Origin of the sequence: Pseudomonas sp. NS1(2017), from assembly GCF_002269425.1 — a bacterium.
Lineage (GTDB): Bacteria > Pseudomonadota > Gammaproteobacteria > Pseudomonadales > Pseudomonadaceae > Aquipseudomonas > Aquipseudomonas reactans.
On sequence record NZ_CP022960.1, the window covers coordinates 1976086 to 1999075 of the forward strand.

At 61.0% G+C, this 22990-nt stretch carries 18 protein-coding genes; 14 read left to right on the forward strand and 4 right to left on the reverse strand.

Translation table 11 applies throughout. The annotated features are described in order from the left end of the window. Positions 1–11 precede the first annotated feature (11 nt). The 10 genes from rpsR (at position 12) to CI807_RS09425 (ending at position 14140) form a co-directional block, all read left to right on the forward strand. Entirely contained in the window at positions 12–242 is a 231-nt protein-coding gene (rpsR, locus tag CI807_RS09380) for a 30S ribosomal protein S18 (RefSeq protein WP_002551829.1), read from the forward strand. Between the two features lie 36 nt (positions 243–278). After that, positions 279–1172 carry a hypothetical protein gene (locus CI807_RS09385; protein ID WP_016976914.1) on the forward strand — a complete coding sequence of 298 codons (894 nt, stop codon included), beginning with the start codon at positions 279–281 and terminating at the stop codon, positions 1170–1172. Positions 1173–1190: 18 nt separating this feature from the next. Continuing rightward, on the forward strand, positions 1191–1637 hold the full coding sequence (rplI, locus tag CI807_RS09390; RefSeq protein ID WP_016976915.1) for a 50S ribosomal protein L9: 447 nt from the start codon (positions 1191–1193) through the stop codon (positions 1635–1637). A gap of 110 nt (positions 1638–1747) precedes the next feature. After that, positions 1748–3145 carry a replicative DNA helicase gene (gene dnaB, locus CI807_RS09395; RefSeq protein WP_016976916.1) on the forward strand — a complete coding sequence of 466 codons (1398 nt, stop codon included), beginning with the start codon at positions 1748–1750 and terminating at the stop codon, positions 3143–3145. Positions 3146–3241: 96 nt separating this feature from the next. Further along, positions 3242–5545, forward strand: coding sequence for a YgiQ family radical SAM protein (locus CI807_RS09400; protein ID WP_095014478.1), 2304 nt, complete (start codon positions 3242–3244; stop codon positions 5543–5545). 211 nt (positions 5546–5756) lie between these two features. After that, a complete protein-coding gene (locus tag CI807_RS09405; protein WP_095014479.1) occupies positions 5757–6677 on the forward strand; it encodes an NAD synthetase in 921 nt (306 codons plus the stop codon). Next, complete coding sequence (locus CI807_RS09410; RefSeq protein WP_095014480.1) at positions 6674–7123, forward strand: hypothetical protein; 450 nt, start codon at positions 6674–6676, stop codon at positions 7121–7123. The genes CI807_RS09405 and CI807_RS09410 overlap by 4 nt, the downstream gene beginning before the upstream one ends. Before the next feature lie 187 nt (positions 7124–7310). Beyond that, positions 7311–10601 (forward strand): DUF2126 domain-containing protein, encoded by a 3291-nt coding sequence (locus tag CI807_RS09415; RefSeq protein WP_095014481.1) that lies wholly within the window; start codon positions 7311–7313, stop codon positions 10599–10601. Positions 10602–10763: 162 nt separating this feature from the next. Further along, positions 10764–13250, forward strand: coding sequence for a circularly permuted type 2 ATP-grasp protein (locus CI807_RS09420; protein WP_016976922.1), 2487 nt, complete (start codon positions 10764–10766; stop codon positions 13248–13250). Further along, positions 13250–14140, forward strand: a complete 891-nt coding sequence (locus CI807_RS09425) for a transglutaminase family protein (protein WP_095014482.1) — start codon at positions 13250–13252, stop codon at positions 14138–14140. The genes CI807_RS09420 and CI807_RS09425 overlap by 1 nt, the downstream gene beginning before the upstream one ends. A gap of 46 nt (positions 14141–14186) precedes the next feature. On the opposite strand, the gene CI807_RS09430 is transcribed toward CI807_RS09425, so the two are convergent. Next, positions 14187–14369 carry a hypothetical protein gene (locus CI807_RS09430; RefSeq protein WP_016976924.1) on the reverse strand — a complete coding sequence of 61 codons (183 nt, stop codon included), beginning with the start codon at positions 14367–14369 and terminating at the stop codon, positions 14187–14189. Between the two features lie 332 nt (positions 14370–14701). Between CI807_RS09430 and azu the strand changes: the two genes are divergently transcribed. Further along, the gene (azu, locus tag CI807_RS09435) at positions 14702–15148 is read left to right on the forward strand and encodes an azurin (protein WP_016976925.1); all 447 of its coding nucleotides are present in this window, start codon (positions 14702–14704) and stop codon (positions 15146–15148) included. A 122-nt stretch (positions 15149–15270) separates the two neighbouring features. Here azu and nadE read toward each other — a convergent pair whose 3' ends face one another. The 3 genes from nadE to CI807_RS09450 form a co-directional block, all read right to left on the reverse strand. Then, positions 15271–16098 carry an ammonia-dependent NAD(+) synthetase gene (gene nadE, locus CI807_RS09440; protein WP_095014483.1) on the reverse strand — a complete coding sequence of 276 codons (828 nt, stop codon included), beginning with the start codon at positions 16096–16098 and terminating at the stop codon, positions 15271–15273. A gap of 3 nt (positions 16099–16101) precedes the next feature. Beyond that, positions 16102–17316 (reverse strand): nicotinate phosphoribosyltransferase, encoded by a 1215-nt coding sequence (gene pncB / locus CI807_RS09445; protein ID WP_016976927.1) that lies wholly within the window; start codon positions 17314–17316, stop codon positions 16102–16104. A gap of 103 nt (positions 17317–17419) precedes the next feature. Continuing rightward, the gene (locus tag CI807_RS09450) at positions 17420–18316 is read right to left on the reverse strand and encodes a LysR family transcriptional regulator (protein ID WP_095014484.1); all 897 of its coding nucleotides are present in this window, start codon (positions 18314–18316) and stop codon (positions 17420–17422) included. Between the two features lie 154 nt (positions 18317–18470). Between CI807_RS09450 and CI807_RS09455 the strand changes: the two genes are divergently transcribed. From CI807_RS09455 to CI807_RS09465, 3 genes are all read left to right on the forward strand, one after another. Then, the gene (locus tag CI807_RS09455; RefSeq protein ID WP_016976929.1) at positions 18471–19961 is read left to right on the forward strand and encodes an aldehyde dehydrogenase family protein; all 1491 of its coding nucleotides are present in this window, start codon (positions 18471–18473) and stop codon (positions 19959–19961) included. Between the two features lie 176 nt (positions 19962–20137). Continuing rightward, positions 20138–21421, forward strand: coding sequence for an FAD-binding oxidoreductase (locus tag CI807_RS09460; RefSeq protein ID WP_095014485.1), 1284 nt, complete (start codon positions 20138–20140; stop codon positions 21419–21421). Positions 21422–21795: 374 nt separating this feature from the next. Beyond that, the gene (locus tag CI807_RS09465; RefSeq protein ID WP_010213577.1) at positions 21796–22932 is read left to right on the forward strand and encodes a branched-chain amino acid ABC transporter substrate-binding protein; all 1137 of its coding nucleotides are present in this window, start codon (positions 21796–21798) and stop codon (positions 22930–22932) included. Positions 22933–22990: the final 58 nt, after the last annotated feature.

A 22990-nucleotide genomic window follows, 5' to 3' on the forward strand; every position in this document is an offset into this window, starting at 1 on the left:
GAGCCTATCAAATGGCACGTTTCTTCCGTCGTCGTAAATTCTGCCGCTTCACCGCTGAAGACGTGAAAGAGATCGATTACAAAGATCTCAACACTCTGAAAGCCTACGTATCCGAGACCGGCAAAATCGTTCCAAGCCGTATCACCGGTACCAAAGCACGTTATCAGCGTCAGCTGGCCACCGCTATCAAGCGCGCCCGCTTCCTGGCCCTGCTGGCCTACACCGACAGCCACGGCCGCTGAGACCGGGCAGTCGACAAGTAGTAAGGGATTGAATGCATGCGCGCCTTAGCTGAGTTCATCATGCGCGGTCGTGTGCAGGCCACTCTGGTAGTGGCTGGATGTGCAGCATTGCCGTTGTTGTATTGGTTGGCTGCTGCCGCTGGGTGCCTTGTGCTCCTGCGGCGCGGTTTGCAGGATGCCGTTGGCATCCTGGCCCTGGGAGTCGTAGCCGCCTTGATCTGGTGGTTGCAACTGGGCGAACCCAAAGTGCTTCTGGTGCTGTTGGGGTCGTCGAGCCTTGCGTTGGTTTTGCGCGCAAGTGAGTCCTGGGTCCGCACGCTGCTGGTCAGCGTGGCGTTGGGGTTGGTGTTTTCGGTGTTGATTGACGCGGCTTTCCGCCCGCAGATCGAGGCGCTGTCGCAAGAGATCGTCAAGATCCTGCCGATGGCCCTCGGGGAACTCTACCAACAGCTGTCGGTAGAAGAGCGAGCGCGACTGGCAACGCTGATTGCACCGGCCCTGATCGGCCTGATGGCGGTAATGATGCAGATCGTCAGTTTGCTGAGCCTGATGCTTGGGCGTTATTGGCAGGCGTTGTTGTACAACCCGGGTGGTTTTGGTCGCGAGTTTCGCAGTATCAGAATTCCCGTGGGCCCGGCGATGTTGCTGCTGGCACTCATGGTGGTCGGACCGTACTTCGGTTCACAAGCCACCTTGCTGGTGCTGTTTTGCAGCGTACCGCTGGTGTTTTCCGGACTGGCCCTGATTCACGGGCTGGTCGCGCAGAAGCGTCTGGCCAAGTTCTGGCTGGTGGGGATGTACGTAACGATGCTGATGTTCATGCAACTGATCTATCCGTTACTCGTGGTTTTGGCCATTGTCGACGGCCTGATTGATTTTCGCGGTCGTCTGGCGCCGAAAGACGCCGATAACGCGAACGGTGAAGGTTAAAAGTTAGAGGATTTTCACATGCAACTGATCCTTCTGGAAAAAGTCGCCAACCTGGGCAACCTGGGCGACAAAGTGAACGTTAAGGCCGGTTACGGTCGTAACTACCTGCTGCCATACGGCAAAGCCACCGCTGCAACCGCTGCCAACCTGGCTGCGTTTGAAGAGCGTCGTGCTGAGCTGGAACAAGCAGCAGCAGACAAAAAAGCTTCGGCCGAAACTCGCGCTGCCCAACTGGCTGAGCTGGAAGTGACTATCACTGCCACCGCCGGTGACGAAGGCAAGCTGTTCGGTTCGATCGGCACCCACGACATCGCTGATGCACTGACCGCCTCCGGCGTTGAAGTGCAGAAGAGCGAAGTTCGTCTGCCGAACGGCACCATCCGTAACGTAGGTGAATTCGACGTGGCCGTGCACCTGCACGCCGAAGTTGAAGCCACCGTACGCGTTATCGTGGTAGCAGCTTAAGCAGCACCTAACTGACTGGCACCTCGCGTGTCAGCCAGTTAACATCGGGCACGATCCTGTTTACAGGTCGTGCCTTTTGTTTTTCTACACACCCCAAATTCCAAGTGGCCATGAACGATATTTCAGCTCCTGAGCAATACGATCTGCAAACCGCTGCCCTGAAGGTGCCGCCGCATTCCATCGAGGCCGAACAGGCCGTGCTCGGTGGTTTGATGCTGGACAACAACGCCTGGGAACGCGTGCTGGATCAAGTCTCGGACGGTGACTTCTATCGCCATGACCACCGCCTGATCTTCCGTGCCATCGCCAAGCTGGCCGACCAGAACTCACCGATCGACGTGGTGACCCTGGCCGAGCAGCTAGACAAGGAAGGCCAGACCTCCCAGGTCGGCGGCCTCGGCTACCTCGGTGAGCTCGCGAAAAACACGCCGTCCGTCGCCAACATCAAGGCCTATGCCCAGATCGTCCGTCAGCGGGCCACGCTGCGGCAACTGATCGGCATCAGCACCGAGATCGCCGACAGCGCCTTCAACCCGGAAGGGCGCACCGCCGAAGAGATCCTCGACGAAGCCGAACGCCAGATCTTCCAGATCGCCGAGGCCCGCCCGAAAACCGGCGGCCCGGTAGGCGTCAACGAGCTGTTGACCAAGGCCATCGACCGTATCGACACGTTGTTCAACACCGACGCGGCCATCACCGGTATTTCCACCGGCTACGCCGACCTCGACGAGAAGACCAGCGGCTTGCAGCCGTCCGACTTGATCATCGTTGCCGGCCGTCCGTCCATGGGTAAGACCACCTTCGCGATGAACCTGGTGGAAAACGCCGTGTTGCGCAGCGACAAGACTGTCTTGGTGTACTCCCTCGAGATGCCCGGTGAATCGCTGATCATGCGGATGCTCTCGTCCCTGGGGCGTATCGACCAGACCAAGGTGCGTTCCGGCCAGCTGGAAGACGACGACTGGCCGCGGCTGACCTCGGCGGTCAACCTGCTCAATGACCGCAAGCTGTTCATCGACGACACTGCGGGCATCAGCCCCTCGGAGATGCGTGCACGCACCCGTCGCCTGGTGCGTGAACACGGCGATATCGCCTTGATCATGATCGACTACCTGCAGTTGATGCAGATCCCGGGTTCCAGCGGTGACAGCCGGACCAACGAGATTTCCGAGATTTCCCGGTCCTTGAAAGCCCTGGCCAAGGAATTCAACTGCCCGGTGGTGGCGCTGTCCCAGCTCAACCGTTCCCTGGAACAACGTCCCAACAAGCGCCCGGTGAACTCCGACTTGCGGGAATCGGGTGCGATCGAGCAGGACGCCGACGTCATCATGTTCGTGTACCGCGACGAGGTGTACCACCCCGAGACCGAGCACAAGGGCATCGCCGAGATCATCATCGGCAAGCAGCGGAACGGCCCCATCGGTTTTATCCGCCTGGCCTTCATCGGTAAGTACACCCGCTTCGAGAACCTCGCGCCAGGCAGCTACAACTTCGACGACGACGAATAACTCGTCTGCTCAATTCCGACCATTACCGTCGGAATTGGTCAAAATTTGTGCTATATTCCGCGCCCGCGATTTTCCATCTCAACACCGGTCACCGTCATGCAAACAGCCAAGCCGTTATTTGACTATCCCAAGTACTGGGCCGAATGTTTCGGTCCAGCGCCATTCCTGCCGATGAGCAGGGAGGAGATGGATCAGCTTGGCTGGGATTCCTGCGACATCATCATCGTCACCGGTGATGCGTACGTTGACCATCCGTCGTTCGGCATGGCGATCATCGGCCGGCTGCTGGAGTCCCAAGGCTTCCGCGTCGGGATCATTGCCCAGCCGAACTGGCAGTCCAAAGACGACTTCATGAAGCTCGGCGAGCCGAACCTGTTCTTCGGCGTCGCGGCCGGCAACATGGACTCGATGATCAACCGCTACACCGCCGACAAGAAAATCCGTTCCGACGACGCCTACACCCCTGGCGGCATGGCCGGCAAACGCCCGGACCGCGCGAGCCTGGTGTACAGCCAGCGGTGCAAGGAAGCCTATAAGAACGTGCCGATCGTGCTTGGCGGCATCGAAGCCTCCCTGCGCCGCATCGCCCACTACGACTACTGGCAGGACCGCGTGCGTAACTCGATCCTGATCGACGCCACCGCCGATATCCTGCTGTACGGCAACGCCGAGCGTGCGATTGTCGAAGTCGCCCAGCGCCTGTCGTGGGGCCACAAGATCGAAGACATCACTGACGTGCGCGGCACCGCGTTCATTCGCCGTGACACGCCGGTGGGCTGGTACGAAGTGGATTCCACCCGCATCGATCGCCCGGGCAAGATCGACAAGATCATCAACCCGTACGTGAATACCCAGGACACCCAGGCTTGCGCTATCGAGCAAGAGAAGGGGCCGGTGGATGACCGGGAAGAAGCCAAGGTCGTCCAGATCCTGGCCAGCCCGCGCATGACCCGCGACAAGACTGTGATCCGTCTGCCTTCGGTAGAGAAGGTCCGTGGCGACGCCGTGCTCTACGCCCACGCCAACCGCGTGTTGCACCTGGAAACCAACCCAGGCAACGCCCGTGCCCTGGTGCAGAAGCACGGTGAAGTGGACGTGTGGTTCAACCCGCCGCCCATTCCGATGACCACCGAAGAAATGGACTACGTGTTCGGCATGCCTTACGCACGTGTCCCGCACCCGGCGTATGGCAAGGAAAAGATCCCGGCCTACGACATGATCCGCTTCTCGGTGAACATCATGCGTGGCTGCTTTGGTGGCTGCACCTTCTGCTCGATCACCGAGCACGAAGGCCGCATCATCCAGAACCGTTCCGAAGAGTCGATCATCCGCGAGATCGAAGAGATCCGCGACAAAGTGCCGGGCTTTACCGGCGTGATCTCCGACCTCGGCGGCCCGACCGCGAACATGTACCGCATCGCCTGCAAGAGCCCGGAAATCGAATCCGCGTGCCGCAAGCCGTCGTGCGTGTTCCCTGGCATCTGCCCGAACCTGAACACCGATCACTCGTCGTTGATCCAGCTCTACCGCAGCGCCCGTGCGTTGCCGGGTGTGAAGAAGATCCTGATCGCCTCCGGCCTGCGTTATGACCTGGCCGTCGAATCGCCGGAATACGTCAAGGAACTGGTGACCCACCACGTCGGTGGCTACCTCAAGATCGCCCCGGAACACACCGAGGAAGGTCCGCTCAACCAGATGATGAAACCGGGCATTGGCAGCTATGACAAGTTCAAGCGCATGTTCGAGAAGTACACCAAGGAAGCGGGCAAGGAGCAGTACCTGATTCCTTACTTCATCGCCGCCCACCCCGGCACCACCGATGAAGACATGATGAACCTGGCCCTGTGGCTCAAGGGCAATGGCTTCCGTGCCGACCAGGTGCAGGCGTTCTACCCGTCGCCGATGGCCACCGCCACCGCGATGTACCACTCGGGCAAGAACCCGCTGCGCAAGGTCACCTACAAGAGCGACGCGGTGACCATCGTCAAGAGCGAAGACCAGCGCCGTCTGCACAAGGCGTTCCTGCGCTACCACGACCCGAAAGGCTGGCCAATGCTGCGTGAAGCACTGACCCGCATGGGCCGTGCCGACTTGATCGGGCCGGGCAAGGACCAACTGATCCCGCTGCACCAGCCGAGCACCGACAGCTACCAGAGTGCCCGTCGCAAGAACTCGACGCCGGCCGGCAGCCACAAGGTCGCCAAGGAAACCACCACCAAGATCCTCACCCAGCACACCGGTTTGCCGCCACGTGGCAGCGACGGCAGCAACCCATGGGACAAGCGTGAGCAAGCCAAGGCCGCGGCCCAGGCGCGTAACAAGCAGGCCGCCAAGGAGCGCGCGGATGCGGCCAAGGGCAAGGGTGGCAAGCCTGCGCGCAAGCCGGTGGTGCCGCGTTGATCGCAGCCTGAACATGTAAAACGCCAGCCTTGTGCTGGCGTTTTGCTTTCTATTCGGTGGCGAGCCTGTTTGTTAAGGTGGCGACCATTAAATCGCCTTCGCGAGCAAGCCCGCTCCCACACTTGAATGTATTCGCAAATCAAAATGTGGGAGCGGGCTTGCTCGCGAAGGCGTCAGTTCAGTCACCACCCATTTCAAGGAAGAACACCCCATGGGCAACCCCCTGGCCGGCATAGGCATGGACTCCAACCGCTCGCAGTTCATGGCGCGCCAGCGCATTGAAAGCCAGATCAACCTGCCGCGCCTGTTCGCGGCTATCGACGCCGACCCCGGGATTGTCGGCGCAGGCGTGGTGTATATCGACGCTGACTTCAACGTCATTACCCTGCGCGAATTCAAGCCCATCTGCAGCATCAAGCCTAAGCGCATCATTTTGCGTGAAGCGCAGAAGTACATTGCGCCGACGCAGTTTGCTCAACATGTCGTGAGCAATCCTCGAGAGTCGCGACTGATTGGCGAGGCCGTAAATACCGGAATCTCCTGCTTTGGGGCTGTCATCAGTTGGGCTGCGATTGCCAGTGGAACCATTCTGGTGCCTTTCAGCGCTGGCGCCAGTTCCGTCATCGTTGTAGTGGGGTATGCGGCTGCCGGCGCGAGTATGCTTCAGTGCTTTAACGGCATTGCCCGAACAGCGCTGGAAGTCGCCAAACCTGAGGTCAAGGATTCGCTCGACAGTGAAGGCTGGTACCAGAATGCGTCCATCGTGCTGGACGCCGTATCACTGGCAGGCGTGGGCGCTTCGGCCCTGACGACGGTCAAGCTGGTCAGGGCCGCCAAAGCATCGACGGGCAAGAGCCTGCGTGATGTGCTTCGCGGTTTGAATCGCCAGGAAAGAGCCAAGCTGACGAAAGAACTGCTGAGCATCAACCATCCCAGCTTGACCGCGAAGATGATCAAATTGAGGCAGGCGTCGGGCGAACTCACCAAGCGTTTCACCCCTACGCAGCTCAAGCACAGCACCACTACCCAGATCAAAGACGTCCTCGGCGCAACCATAGGATTTGGCGGGAGTGCGTACTCCGGAAACGTCAATACCATCGCGATTGGACTCTACGAGGAGGTAAGCGAATGAGCGAATTGATGACGCTACGCGACTTTTTCAGGCAATACTTTCTGACGTTTATGGGCGGCGTATTTGCTGCGTGTTTTTCTTTGGCGTTGGCTGTGGCGCTGGCGTTTATCACCTATTTTCGTGATGCGCCCATTGCTCAAGTGGGGCTCAAGATCATGTCTGCCGGGGCGCTGCTCATTCTGTTGACGGTCCATAGCAACTTTATGATTTTGCGGGGCCGCCCCTCCTGGGTGTGGGTGATGGTCGGAATCTACGTCGCCTGTCTACTGTTTGTCGTCCCAATGCTTCAGTACCAGCCTCATAAAGTTCTCTATGGGTTGGCGCTGTTATTCCCGTTCCTTGGATTGTTGCTGCTCAACAGCAAGCGCCATCGCGAAATGCGCCAGAAGCTGCTTGAGATCCGCCACCTGCGCCAAGCCGCGATCGCCAAGCGCAAAACCGGCTGATTGGGTAGATTCCCCACCCACCCTCACATCCGCGCCACAAATATGTGCGTCACTTGCACCACGGCGCCCCCGTTGGCGCCGTTTTGGTGCTGTACTGCACCGGGTCTTACGATAAAGCGCAATGACCGCCGCTCTGGCATAAGTCTTGCGCGCTTTGTTCCCATGCCCTGGCTCGCAGGAGGCCGCCGTGTCGATTCATGTCGCGTTGCACCACGTTACGCATTACCGCTACGACCGCGCGGTCGAACTCGGCCCACAGATCGTGCGGTTGCGCCCGGCGGCCCATAGCCGCACGCGGATTCTGTCCTACGCGCTGAAAGTGCTGCCTGAGCAGCATTTCATCAACTGGCAGCAGGACCCCCAGGGCAATTACCTGGCGCGGTTGGTGTTCCCGGAAAAGACTGACGAGCTGCGCATCGAAGTCGACTTGGTCGCCGAGATGGCGGTGTTCAACCCCTTCGACTTCTTCCTGGAACCCTATGCCGAGAAAATCCCCTTCAGCTACGCCGCCGACGAGCAGCGCGAGTTGGCGCCGTACCTTGAAACCCTGCCGCTGACGCCGAAGTTCGCCGCGTACCTGGCGGGTATCGACCGCACACCCTTGCCGGCTGTGGACTTCCTGGTAGGCCTCAATCAGCGCCTCGCCGCCGATATCGGCTACCTGATCCGCATGGAACCGGGTGTACAAACCCCGGAATACACCCTGGAAAACGCCTCCGGTTCATGCCGTGATTCGGCTTGGTTGCTGGTGCAGCTCCTGCGAAATCTGGGGCTGGCGGCGCGGTTTGTGTCCGGCTACCTGATTCAGCTCACCGCCGATGTCAAAGCCCTCGACGGCCCTTCCGGCACCGAAGTGGACTTCACCGACCTGCACGCCTGGTGCGAAGTGTATTTGCCCGGCGCCGGCTGGATCGGCCTGGACGCCACCTCCGGGTTGTTCGCCGGTGAAGGCCATATCCCGTTGGCGTGTAGTCCAGATCCCTCGTCTGCCGCACCGATCAGTGGGCTGGTAGAGCCGTGCGAGTGTGAATTCACCCACGAAATGTCAGTTGAGCGGATCTGGGAGGCGCCGCGCGTCACCAAGCCTTACACCGAAGAGCAATGGCTGGCGATCCAGGCCTTGGGCCGTCAGATCGATGGCGACCTGCTCAAGGACGATGTGCGCCTGACCATGGGCGGCGAGCCGACCTTCGTCTCGATCGACGATCCCGACGGCGCCGAGTGGAACACCGCCGCCCTGGGGCCGGACAAGCGTCGGCTGTCTGCCGAGCTGTTCCAGCGCATGCGCAAGCACTACGCACCTAAAGGCCTGGTGCACTTTGGCCAGGGCAAGTGGTACCCCGGTGAGCAATTGCCGCGTTGGTCGCTTAATTGCTACTGGCGCCGCGACGGCGTGCCGATCTGGCACAACAGCGCGTTGATTGCCGATGAGCAAGAAGACTACGGCGCGGACGGCGCGCTGGCCGGACGTTTCCTGGCCAGCGTCGCAGAGCGCCTCAAATTACCGGCGCGCTTTGTGTTCCCGGCCTTCGAAGACAACTTCTACTACCTGTGGCGCGAAGGCGCGCTTCCGCAAAACGTCACCGCCCAAGATCCGCGGCTGAGCGACGATCTGGAGCGCGAACGCCTGCGCAAGGTGTTCAGCCAGGGCCTGGATAAAGTCATTGGCCAAGTGCTGCCGCTGGCGCGCACGGCGGCCAATGATCGTTGGCAGAGCGGGCGCTGGTACCTGCGTGACAACCACTGCCGCCTGGTGCCGGGGGATTCGCCGTTGGGCTATCGCCTGCCATTGGCCTCGCAGCCATGGGTGACGGCGGCGGAGTACCCGTTTGTACATCCGACGGATCCGAACCAGGATCAGCCGGAGCTGCCGGCCACGGCGCAACTGCAACACCATGCAGAGCCTGCGCCGAGTGATGAGCGCGTGCCCAAGGTGGACGAATCCGCCGACTGGCTGACCCGCACCGCCCTGTGCGCCGAAGCGCGGGACGGGCGCCTCTATCTGTTCATGCCGCCCCTGGAGCGCGTTGAAGACTATCTGGAGTTGGTGGCAGCCATTGAAGCCACCGCCGAAGAGCTGCACTGCCCGGTATTACTGGAAGGTTACGAGCCGCCAGCTGACACGCGCTTGAGCAACTTCCGTGTCACGCCTGACCCGGGTGTGATTGAGGTCAACGTGCAGCCGTCCGCCACGTGGGACGAATTGGTGGAACGCACCGAATTTCTCTACGAAGAGGCGCGGCAAACGCGATTGACCACCGAAAAATTCATGATCGACGGGCGTCACACCGGTACCGGCGGCGGTAATCACTTTGTACTCGGTGGTGCAACGCCCAAGGACTCACCGTTCCTGCGCCGACCCGATCTGCTACGCAGTCTGATCAGCTACTGGCACAACCACCCGTCATTGTCCTACCTGTTTTCCGGCCTGTTCATCGGCCCGACTTCCCAGGCTCCACGGGTGGACGAGGCGCGCAATGACGCGTTGTACGAACTGGAAATCGCCTTCGCACAAATGCCAGAACCCGGCGAAGAGTGCCCGCCGTGGTTGGTGGACCGCCTGCTGCGCAACCTGCTGATCGACGTGACGGGTAATACCCACCGCGCCGAATTTTGCATCGACAAACTCTATTCGCCGGACGGCGCCACCGGCCGCCTGGGCCTGCTTGAACTGCGGGCCTTTGAAATGCCGCCCCATGCGCGCATGAGCCTGACCCAGCAGTTGTTGCTACGGGCGCTGGTCGCGCGTTTCTGGCGCGAACCCTACGCGCCGCCGAAGCTGGCGCGCTGGGGTACGGAGCTGCACGATCGTTTCCTGCTGCCGCATTTTATCGAGCAAGACTTTGCCGACGTGATCGTCGAGCTCAACGCCGCCGGTTATCCGCTGCGCGCCGAGTGGTTCGCTGCGCACCTGGAATTCCGTTTCCCCAAAGTGGGTGACTACGCCGTCAGCGGGATCGAGCTGGAGCTGCGTCAGGCTCTGGAGCCCTGGCACGTCCTGGGCGAGGAGGGCGCGGTTGGCGGCACAGTGCGTTATGTGGATTCATCCCTTGAGCGCCTGCAAGTCAAATTGACCGGGCTGCCCCCGCAGCGCTACCTGCTGACCTGCAATGGCGTCCCGGTGCCGCTGCAACCGACTGGGCGAGTCGGTGAGTTCGTCGCTGGCGTGCGTTATCGCGCCTGGCAACCGGCCAACTGCCTGCAACCGACCATCCCGGTGCATGCGCCGCTGGTGTTCGACCTGCTGGACACCTGGATGCAGCGTTCGCTGGGCGGCTGCCAGTACCACGTCGCCCATCCGGGCGGGCGCAATTACGACAGCCTGCCGGTGAATGCCAACGAGGCAGAGAGCCGGCGTATGGCGCGGTTTTTCCGGTTGGGGCATAGCCCAGGGAAGCTTCCGGTGCCGGCAGTCGTCATCAACGATGAGTTGCCAATGACCTTGGACTTGCGGCGTTTCCCCAATAAAAATGACTAAACGCCGGTCCTAATGTGGGAGCGGGCTTGCTCGCGAATGCGGTAGATCAGCCGATACATGTATTGACTGACCCACCGCATTCGCGAGCAAGCCCGCTCCCACAAGGGGATTTGCGATGTTTGTTGAGTTAATCTGAGCCCCCTTGCCTCTGCCGAGCGTTCCATGTCCGACTTGCTCGACCGTTACCCGCTGACCGCGGGCACTTATCACGAACTGCTGGATGACAGCGGCGCGGTGCGTGCCCATTGGCGGCGCTTGCTGGATCACCTGCAACGCAGCACGCCCGCGCAACTGGCCCAGCGCCAGGCGCTGTTGACCCGGCAGATCCAGGAAAACGGCGTGACCTACAACGTCTACGCCGACCCCAAGGGCGCCGACCGCCCGTGGGAGCTGGACCTACTGCCCCATGTGTTGGCCGCTGATGAATGGCAGCACCTGTCGGCGGGTATCGCGCAACGTGCACGCCTGCTCAATGCCGTACTGGCCGATCTCTATGGCCCGCAACGCCTGATCAAGGAAGGCTTGCTGCCGGCTGAGCTGGTATTCGGACATAACAATTTCCTGTGGCCGTGCCAGGGCATCCAGCCGCCGGACGGTGCGTTCCTGCACCTCTATGCCGTGGACCTGGCGCGCACGCCAGATGGCCGCTGGTGGGTCACCGCCGACCGTACCCAGGCGCCATCCGGTGCCGGCTATGCGCTGGAAAACCGCACCATCGTATCCCGCGCCTTCCCGGATCTTTACCGTGACTTGCAGGTGCAGCATCTCACCGGATTCTTCCGCACCTTGCAGGAAACCCTGGCCCGCCAGGCGCCCGGTGATGACCAGCCGCCGCTGATCGTGCTGCTCACGCCTGGCCGGTTCAACGAAAGTTACTTCGAACACCTCTACCTTGCCCGCCAGTTGGGCTACCCGTTGGTGGAAGGCGGCGACCTCACCGTGCGCGACAGCACTGTGTTCCTGAAAACCCTCAGCGGCCTACGCCGGGTGCACGCGATCATGCGTCGCCTCGACGATGATTTCTGCGACCCGCTGGAGCTGCGCACGGACTCGGCCCTCGGCGTACCGGGTTTGCTGGATGCCGTGCGCCAAGGCAACGTGCTGGTGGCCAATGCCTTGGGCAGCGGCGTGCTGGAATCCCCCGGTTTGCTGGGCTTTTTGCCGAAGATCAACGAGTTCTTATTTGGTGAAGAGCTGATTCTGCCGTCCATCGCCACCTGGTGGTGCGGTGAGGCGCCGGTGCTGGCCGAAGCGCTGGAGAAACTGCCGGAGTTGCTGATCAAACCGGCGTTTCCGTCGCAGAGTTTTGCGCCGGTATTCGGCCGCGACCTCAACGACGAACAACGCCAGGCCCTGGCTGAGCGCATGCGTGCGCGGCCTTACGCCTACGTCGCCCAGGAGCTGGCTCAATTATCCCAGGCGCCGGTATGGCACACCGTGGACGATCATTTGCAACACCGCGCCATCGGCATGCGCGTGTACGCCGTGGCCAGTGACGACGGTTACCGCGTACTGCCCGGCGGCCTGACGCGAGTGGCCGCCGAGGCCGACGCCGAAGTGGTGTCGATGCAACGCGGTGGTGCGAGCAAGGACACCTGGGTACTCGGCGAGCGCGCCGCCGGTGGCGAACACTGGCGTGCCCAACGCGCGATTGGCGCCCACGACCTGGTGCGCCGCGATCCTTATCTACCGTCCCGCGTAGTGGAAAACCTGTTCTGGTTTGGCCGTTACTGCGAACGCTGCGACGACAGCGCGCGTTGGCTGCGTATCGTGCTTGCGCGTTATGTGGATGGCGACGATCCGCTGGCCCTGCAGGCGGCTGTCGAGCTGGGTGAAAACCTGCGTCTGCTGCCCGAGGAGGGCGAGTTGCCTGAGCGCCTGTTGGCGGCGCTGCTGGGTGATGATTGGCCGTCCAGCCTGCGCGCCAACCTGCAGCGCTTGCAGTGGGCGGCGTCGCAAGTGCGCGGCAAGCTGTCCCGGGAGAACTGGCAGGCCCTGGTGGAGCTGCAACGCGAAGCCATGGAGCTGGAAAGTGAGTCGCCGGATTTTGGCGAGTTGCTGGATTTCCTCAACCGTCTGGTGATGTCGTTGGCGGCTCTGTCCGGGTTTGCCTTGGACGACATGACCCGTGACGAAGGCTGGCGCTTTTTGATGATGGGCCGGCGTATCGAGCGTCTGCAATTCCTGAGCAGCAGCCTGGCGGCGTTCCTGCGCGGAGTGGCGGTGTTCGATCAGGCCGGGTTGGAGTGGTTGCTGGAATTGGGCAACAGCAGCATCACCTACCGTTCGCGTTATCTCGCGGTGCCGCAACTGATCCCGGTACTCGACTTGCTGTTGCTGGACGAACAGAACCCCCACGCGGTGCTGTTCCAGCTCAAATTGGTGAGCCGCACGCTGCGACGCCTCAACGATGATTTTGGTGTGCCACGGGAAACTGGCCTTGGCCCATTGGTGGAGCGCCTGGCGCGTTTCGACCTGGGTTGCCTGGAGAACCCGTTGTTCGGCGAATCCAGCGTACGTGCCGCGCTGGACGGCCTGGCCGACCTGCTGCAAGCAGTGGCCGATGAGAGTGGGCAAGTGTCGGACCGCCTGGCCTTGCGTCACTTTGCCCATGTGGATGATGTCAGCCAGCAAACGGTGTCGGTGTGATGAGTGCGCGCTACCAGATTTTCCACGATACCCACTACCACTACGACAGCCCGGTGTCCCTGGCCCAGCAGCTGGCGCATTTGTGGCCACGGCCTTGCGCCTGGCAGCGTTGCAGCTTGCAGCAGTTGGATATCAGCCCGGAACCGACCTCGCGCCGCGATGAGCTGGACGTGTTTGGCAACCCGATCACGCGCCTGGCATTCGAGCGGCCGCATGATGAATTGCTGGTGAACGCCGGGCTGACTGTGGAAGTGCTGGCGCGGCCGGCGCTGGATTTCCAGCAGTCGCCCGCCTGGGACCAGACCCGCGACAGCCTGACCTACAGCAGCCAGCCGATGTCTGGTGGGTTGATCGAGGCCTGTCGCTACCGCTTCGAATCGCCCTACGTGCACTTGAAGAAAACCTTCGTCGAATTTTCCGAAAGCTGCTTTCCTCCCGGCAAACCGCTACTGCTGGGCGTACAGGCGCTGATGGAAAAGATCTTCAGCGAATTCACCTTCGATGCCGAGGCCACCCAAGTCGCCACGCCGCTGGTGGAGGTGCTCGAGCGCCGCCGCGGCGTGTGCCAGGACTTCGCCCACCTGATGCTCGCCTGCCTGCGCTCGCGGGGCCTCGCGGCACGCTATATCAGCGGCTACCTGCTTACCCAGCCACCGCCCGGCCAGCCACGGCTGATCGGCGCCGATGCGTCCCACGCGTGGGTGTCGGTGTATTGCCCGGTTTCGGGCTGGGTGGATTTCGATCCGACGAACAATGTGCAGCCGGCACTGGAGCACATCACCCTGGCCTGGGGCCGGGACTTTTCCGATGTGTCGCCGTTGCGAGGGGTGATTCTGGGGGGAGGGAGCCATGACCCGGAGGTGAGGGTAACGGTGATGCCGCTGGAATAACGGTGGATTGTGCCGAGCCGGACGGGCCGGCTCAGCACAAAGGAATTTATTCAGCCGGATCTTTTGGTGTTTCGGTCTCGTCGCTCGTTTCTTCACCATCAACATCGGCGTTCAGCCCATTGGCCTCTTCTTCTGCAGCGGCTTTCTTGCGTTGCAGTTTTTCCTCTTTCTTCTGCTCCTTGGCCAAGTCTCTCTGACGTTTGGCGAAGGAGTAATTAGGTTTGGCCATGGGCGATCCTCTAGGGTCGAAGGTGAGGGTGGCGGCGCGCAGCTGCCTTGGGACGACATGGTAGCAGCTTCAGGGTGCGCTTGGCCTTCACTTACCGCAGGCGTAGGCGGCCAGCAGGCCGTTGAACAGTTGGTTGAGGTGCATGGCTCGGACTCCGATGGGTGATGAGCCGATCATAGCCAGGGGGTTGTACTTTGGCTGGTAGATTGTGTTGATCAGTCTGATAGCCTAAAGTTGTATACAATCTGTTGATTCAGATCATAAGAATTTCTGCCTGATTCAGGCACCCTTGTCGCAATACGCGTTTTCTAAACCCTGCCTTGGAGATTCACATGTTTGCCAAACTCGTTGCTGTTTCCCTGCTGACTCTGGCGAGCGGCCAGTTGCTTGCTGCAGAGTGCAAGGTCACTGTCGACTCCACCGACCAAATGTCCTTCAACACCAAAGCCATTGAAATCGACAAAAGCTGCAAGACGTTCACCGTCGAGCTGACCCACTCCGGCAACCTGCCGAAAAACGTCATGGGTCACAACTGGGTGCTGAGCTCCGCTGCCGACATGCCTGGCGTCGCCAGCGACGGCATGGCCGCCGGTATCGACAAGGACTACCTGAAAGAAGGTGACGCACGCATCATCGCCCACACCAAGATCATCGGTGCTGGCGAGAAAGATTCGGTGACCTTCGATGTGTCGAAGCTGAAGGCGGGCACTGACTACGCATTCTTCTGCTCGTTCCCAGGCCACATCTCGATGATGAAAGGCACTGTGACCCTCAAGTAATCACGCGTTCGCTCTTCCTGTAGGAGCGAGCTTGCTCGCGAAAAACTCAATGACGCCGCGTCCATTCAGAATGCCCGCGTTATCGTTGACAGTCTTCGCGAGCAAGCTCGCTCCTACAGGTTTTAAGGTGAAAACGGCATGATCCGCTTGTGTTCAGTCTTGCGGTAGGTCTCACAGATAATCCTGAACGCTTCCTCACGCACCGGCTCACCGTGCAGGAACGCATCGATCTCGGCATAGGTCACGCCATGTGACGCCTCGTCCGGCTTACCCGGCGACAGGTCTTCGAGATCGGCAGTCGGAATCTTCTCCACCAACGACTCCGGCGCGCCAAAGTGCCGCGCAATCGCACGCACCTGGTTCTTCACCAGCCCGCTCAACGGCGCCAGGTCGCACGCGCCGTCACCGAACTTGGTGAAAAAACCCATCACCGCTTCCGCCGCATGGTCGGTGCCGATCACCAGGCCACCGGCCGCGCCCGCGATGGTGTACTGCGCCACCATGCGCATGCGCGCCTTGGTATTGCCCAGCACAAAATCCCGGGACACTGCCGCTTTACCTTCAAACGCCGCTACTTCATTGGCCAAGGCCTTGACCGCCGGGCCGATGTTTACGGTGTGGCGTTCGTCCGGCTCGATAAAGTCTACCGAGGCGGTGGCATCGATTTCGTCGAACTGGGTTTCGTAAGGCAGGCGCACCGCAATAAAGCGGTAAGCCTCATCACCGCTGTTCTCACGCAGTTCTTTCACCGCGCGTTGGGCCAAAAGGCCTGCGGTCAGGGAGTCGACGCCACCGCTGATGCCCAGCACCAGCGTCTTGAGCCCGGAATTGCGCAGGCAGTCCTGGATAAAGGTCACGCGGCGGGCAACCTCGGCCTCGAGGGCGGCCTGGTCTTTGAACGGCGCTTGGACCTTGAGCTGTTCAGCAATCTCACGCTGTACGGCTTGCATGATTCACTCCTTGCTAGAGATGGCAGGTACTTTGAAAACATGACGCAAATAGGCGACGAAATTCGGGTCGGTGCAGTGGGTCTTGCCCGCTTCATCGGAGATCTTCGCGACGGGCTGGCCATTGCAGGCGGTCATTTTAAGCACGATGCTCATCGGCTCAACACCTGGAATGTCGCAGGTCAGGTTGGTGCCGATGCCGAAGCTCACATTAATGCGACCACGCAGGGCGCGGAATATCTCCAGGGCCTTGGGCAGTGACAGGCTGTCGGAGAACACCAACGTCTTGCTCATCGGCTCGATGCCGAGCTTGTGGTAGTGGGCGATGGCTTTTTCTGCCCATTGCACGGGATCGCCGGAGTCATGGCGCAGGCCGTCAAACAGCTTGGCGAAGTACAGGTCGAAGTCGCCCAGGAACGCGTCGGTGGTGATGCAGTCGGTCAGGGCGATGCCCAGCAGGCCACGGTATTCGCGGACCCAGCAATCCAGCGCGGCGATCTGGCTGTCGATCAGGCGCGGGCCCAGTTGCTGGTGGGCCATGATCCATTCGTGGGCCATGGTGCCCAGCGGCTTCATGTCTAACTCGCGGGCCAGGTGCACGTTGCTGGTGCCGACGAAGCGCCCGGGGAAGTCATGCTTGAGCACGCTGACCACTTCTTCCTGCACGCGATACGAGAAGCGCCGACGCGTGCCGAAGTCGGCCACTTGCAGCTCCGACAGTTCATCGCTGCTGGCATTGGCGGTCAGCCAGTCGAACTTGCGGTACAGCTGCTCCCGCGCCTGTTCGAGGATCACGGTCTGGTAGCGATAGCGGTTACGCACTTCGCTGACGATGGCCAGCATCGGCACTTCAAACAGGATCACATGCAGCCACGGACCGCGCAGGCGGATGAACAACTCACCGTTCTCGATGCCGGTCTGCACGTAGCGCAGGTTGAAGCGGAACAGTCCCAGGAAGCGCAGGAAGTCCGGCTTCATGAAGCTGATGCGTTCCAGGAAACCCAACTGATCGGGGCTCAGGCTCAGCTCGGCGAGGCGTTCGATCTGGTAGCGGATCTCCGCCAGGTAAGGGCGCAGGTCTTCGCTGTTACGGCAGCGGAACTCCCATTCAACTTCCACGTTGGGGTAGTTGTGCAGCACCGCCTGCATCATGGTCAGCTTGTAGAAGTCGGTGTCGAGCAAGTTCTGCACGATGCGATCGGCAAACACACTCTCGCTCATAACGGGAATCTCCAGACGGGTCGGCGATGGGCGCCGACCTTTACGCACAATTAAGGAAGGGGGCTAGTGGCGCATAGACGCGGGTCGGTTTGCCAGTGTTTTTTCAGTCGGCATCCAGCTGCTCCATCATCCACTTCACAAAATCGCGCACCTTGGGCACCTCCGCCGAATGCTCCGGGTACGCCAGGTAATACGCATCCTGACTGGGCATCGCATGTTGCCAGGGGATCACCAGCTTGCCGTCGGCCAGTTCCTCTTCCACCAGGAATCGCGGTAGCAGCGCCACACCACAACCGACTTGTGCTGCACGAATGCACATATAAAAGGTATCGAAACGCGGCCCATGATAGCTGTGCTCGGTCTGGTAGCCCTGGCTGGCGAACCAATCATGCCAGCCCTGGGGGCGCGAGGCGTTTTGCAGCAGCACCAGGTTGCTCAATTGCGTGGGGTCGGAGAATGGCTGCGCCGGCAGGCTCTCTGGCGCGCACACCGGTACAAGCTCTTCGCTGAACAGTTTCAGGCTCTCGGTGCCGGGGCGTGAACCCTGGCCGAAGTAGAACGCCATGTCGGCCTTGCCTTGCAGCAACTCATCCGGCTCCTGTTCATTGCACAGGTCCAAGTGGATCTGCGGGTGACGCAGTCGCCAGCCCTTCAGGCGCGGCACCAGCCAGCGCGCGCCGAAGGTGTAGGGCGTGGAGACCCGCAGCACTTCGGTTTCGCCACCGTAGGAACGCAGGTAGTGGGTGGACATCTCCACTTGCGTGAGGATCTTGCGCACTTCCACCAGGTACAGATCGCCCGCTGGGGTCATCTGCAAGCGCCGGCGCACGCGGCGGAACAACAGGTGCTGCAGCAACTCTTCCAACTGCGCCACCTGCTTGCTCACTGCGCTCTGCGTGAGGTTCAGCTCCTCGGCGGCGCGGGTGAAGCTCAGGTGGCGGGTGGCGGCTTCGAAGCACTGCAAGGCGGTGATCGAGGGCAAATGTCTTTTGTTCAGCACGGCGTGCCTCTTTTTATGCTTTGCATGAATAAACGGAATGATATCTCGCCTAATCGTCGTTTGTTGGCAAGTCTTGGGCCAGCTACAAATAAGGCCTGGATCGCCGTGTCGGTAGCGGCGCAATTTTTCTGTTTGTAGATTGAAGGAGTGACCCATGGTTGCCGCATTGCTTGATCGTCTCGGGGTAAACCCGGCGCTGTACCAGTCGGGCAAGCAGCCCGTGCATTCGCCGATCGACGGCAGCCGTATCGGCAGTGTGCACTGGGAAGGTGCCGCCGAGGTGGAGCAACAGGTCAGTCGCGCCGAGCATGCATTCGAAGCCTGGCGCAAAGTGCCGGCACCGCGCCGTGGTGAGTTGGTGCGTCAGTTCGGCGACGTGTTGCGCGAATACAAGGCCGACCTGGGCGAGCTGGTGTCCTGGGAAGCCGGCAAGATCACTCAGGAAGGCCTGGGTGAAGTGCAGGAAATGATCGACATCTGCGACTTCGCCGTGGGCCTGTCGCGCCAGTTGTACGGCTTGACCATCGCCTCCGAGCGCCCAGGCCACCATATGCGTGAAACCTGGCATCCGCTGGGCGTGGTTGGCGTGATCAGCGCGTTCAACTTCCCGGTCGCCGTGTGGGCGTGGAACACCACCCTGGCGCTGGTGTGCGGCAATGCCGTGATCTGGAAACCCTCGGAAAAGACTCCGCTCACTGCGCTGGCCTGCCAGGCATTGTTCGAGCGCGTGCTGAAGAAATTCGACGGCGCCCCTGAGTACCTGAGCCAGGTGATCATCGGCGGCCGCGATGCGGGTGCTGCACTGGTGGACGACCCGCGTGTCGCCCTGATCAGCGCCACCGGCAGCACCCGTATGGGCCGCGAAGTGGCGCCGAAAGTCGCCGCCCGTTTTGCCCGCAGCATCCTGGAGCTGGGCGGCAACAATGCGATGATCCTCGGCCCGAGCGCCGACCTGGACATGGCCGTGCGCGCCATCCTGTTCAGCGCCGTCGGTACCGCTGGTCAGCGCTGCACCACCCTGCGCCGGCTGATCGCCCACGAGTCGGTGAAAGAAGAAATCGTCACCCGCCTCAAGGCCGCCTATTCCAAAGTGCGCATCGGCCACCCGCTGGAAGGCAACCTGATCGGCCCGCTGATCGACAAGCACGGCTTCGACAACATGCAGGACGCCCTGGAGCAAGCCTTGAGCGAAGGCGGCAAGGTGTTCGGCGGCAAGCGCCAACTGGAAGACACGTTTCCGAATGCCTACTACGTCTCGCCGGCGATTGTGGAAATGCCCGAGCAAAGCGACGTGGTGTGCACCGAGACCTTCGCGCCGATCCTCTATGTGATCGGCTACACCGACTTCAACGAAGCCCTGCGCCTGAACAACGCCGTGCCTCAAGGCCTGTCGTCGTGCATTTTCACCACCGACGTGCGTGAAGCCGAGCAGTTCATGTCGGCGGTGGGCAGCGACTGCGGCATTGCCAACGTCAACATCGGCCCGAGCGGCGCGGAAATCGGCGGCGCGTTTGGTGGCGAGAAAGAGACCGGCGGCGGGCGTGAGTCGGGTTCGGATGCGTGGCGCGGGTATATGCGTCGCCAGACCAATACGGTGAACTACTCGCTGGAGTTGCCGCTGGCACAGGGCATTACTTTCGACTGACTCACTGACGAAACGCGGTTAAAAATGTGGGAGCGGGCTTGCTCGCGAAAGTGGTAGATCAGTTGTACATCTGTTGACTGACACCCTGCATTCGCGAGCAAGCCCGCTCCCACATTTGATTGGGTTTGCAATTCAAAATAACAGTTGTTTGTTAGGTTTCATCCCGGAGTCTGGCAATGGCACTACGCGAAACATGTTTATGGGAACACCTCACCCCCAGCCGGCCGGACCGTGCCGCGCTCAAGGGCGAGGTCAAGGTCGATGTGTGCGTGATCGGCGCCGGGATCACTGGCCTGTCGGCGGCCATTCATTTGCTGGAACAAGGTAAAAGCGTCGCCGTGCTGGAGGCTCACCGCACCGGCCATGGTGGTTCCGGGCGTAACGTGGGGCTGGTCAACGCCGGCATGTGGATCCCGCCGGACGAGATCGAAGCCGGTTTCGGCGAAGCGGTGGGCAGCCAGCTCAACCGCATGTTGGGTGCGGCGCCGTCCCTGGTGTTCAGCCTGATCGACAAATACAACGTCGATTGCCAATTGCGCCGTGAAGGCACCTTGCACATGGCGCACAACGCCCGTGGCGAGGCGGATTTGCGCAGTCGCGAAGAACAATGGAAACGCCGGGGTGCGCCGGTGGAGCTGCTCACCGGCCAGGCTTGCGAACAGGCCACCGGCACCAAAAAGATCGCGGCTGCCTTGCTGGACCGGCGTGCCGGCACCTTGAACCCGATGGCCTACACCAGCGGTCTGGCCAATGCGGCGGCGGGCCTTGGCGGGCAGTTGTTCGATCATTCGCCGGTCACTCAGCTTGAGCGCCAGGGTTCGCACTGGTCGGTGCAGACCGCTCAGGGTTCAGTGCAGGCTGCACAAGTGGTGATCGCCTCCAACGCCTACACCGAGGGCGAGTGGACCGAGTTGCGGCGTAATTTCTTCCCCGGCTATTACTACCAGGTCGCGTCGGCCCCGCTCACGGACGCCGCCGCCCAACAGATCCTGCCCGGCGGCCAGGGCTCATGGGATACGCGCCAGGTGCTGAGCAGCATTCGCCGCGATGCCGATGGCCGCCTGTTGCTCGGCAGCCTGGGCAATGGCAACCAGAAACCGGCGTGGTTCCTCAAGGCGTGGGCCGATCGGGTGCAGCAGCACTACTTCCCGTACCTCAAATCGGTGCAATGGGAGTTCACCTGGACCGGCTGTATCGCCTTCACCCCGGACCACTTGATGCGCCTGTTCGAACCGGCGCCAGGCCTTGTGGCAGTCACGGGCTATAACGGCCGTGGCGTGACCACCGGCAGCGTGGTCGGCAAGGCATTTGCCGACTACCTGTGTCACCAGAATCCCCAGGCGCTGCCGATTCCCTTCGCGCCGATGCAGCCGCTGGCCGGGGTGGGCTTGCGCAGTTGCCTGTATGAAGCCGGATTCTCGCTGTATCACGCCGGTCAATGCCTGAGGATCGTGATCTGATCAGCGAAATACCGCTCAGAAGCCTGCATTTTCTTAGCAGGCTACTAATCTGTATTGGTGCAAGTCGTAGCAATCACGCACTGTAAATGTGCAGTTCCGTTACGCCGTTTGTTACAGCGCCAGGAACTGTCGTTTATAGGCTTGGTTGCAGGTGCGACCTGTCGCGGTTGTACTTTTTGGATCCATTGGTTGCACCTTTAGACGCTAGAGGGTTGCACGTGCTGGCCAATGGAGCCGAAACACCTGCAATAACAATGACACCGTGTCTTTTTGAAGAATAAAAACGTAATGGCACGCGCCTTGCTCTGGGCTTTCAGTGAAAGGTTTGAATGCAAGTTGTCGTGCCAAAAATCAAAAATATCGGAGCACCACTCATGTCCCAGACGTTTTACAAGAAAGGTTTTCTGGCCCTCGCCGTTGCAGCGGCGCTGGGTGTTTCTACGTTTGTTCAAGCTGATGTGAAGATCGGCGTCGCGGGGCCCATGACGGGCGCCAACGCCGCTTTCGGTGAGCAGTACATGAAGGGTGCCCAGGCGGCAGCCGATGTGATCAACAAGGCCGGCGGCATCAATGGCGAAAAAATCGTGCTGGTGGCCGGTGACGATGCGTGCGAACCCAAACAAGCCGTGGCCGTGGCCAACCGCCTGGCTGACCAGGACAAAGTGATCGGCGTGGTCGGGCACTTCTGCTCCTCCAACACCATCCCGGCCTCCGAGGTGTATGACGAAGCCGGCATCATCGCCATCACCCCAGGCTCCACCAACCCACAAGTGACCGAACGCGGCCTGGGCGCCATGTTCCGCATGTGCGGGCGTGACGACCAGCAAGGCATCGTTGCCGGCGACTACATCGTCGACGTGCTCAAGGGCAAGAAAGTCGCCGTCATCAACGACAAGGACACCTACGGCAAAGGCCTGGCTGATGCCACCGCTGCCCAGTTGACCAAGCGCGGCGTCAAGCCGGTGCTGGAAGAAGGCCTGACCCGTGGCGAGAAAGACTTCAGCGCCTTGGTCACCAAGATCCGCTCAACCGGTGCTGACGTCGTTTACTTCGGCGGCCTGCACCCGGAAGCCGGTCCACTGGTTCGCCAGATCCGTGAAGCCGGTTTGAAAGACGTGAAGTTCATGTCCGATGACGGCGTAGTAACCGACGAACTGGTTGCCACCGCTGGCGGTGCGCAGTACGTGGATGGCGTGTACATGACCTTCGGCGCCGACCCGCGCCTGCTGCCGGACAGCAAGGCCGTGGTGGAAGAGTTCCGCAAAAACGGCACCGAGCCGGAAGGCTATACCCTGTACGCCTACGCGTCGGTCCAGGCCCTGGCCGCCGGCTTCAACGGTGCCAAGTCCAACAAAGGCGAAGACGCCGCCAAGTGGCTCAAGGCTCATCCGGTAAAAACCGTCATGGGCGAAAAAGCCTGGGATTCGAAGGGTGACCTGAAGATCTCCGACTACGTGGTTTACCAGTGGGATAAAGACGGCAAATATCACCAGTTGGAAAAACAGAAGTAATCCGAACTGACTGCGTCACCCTGTAGGAGCGAGCTTGCTCGCGAAGAACGTCAACGAT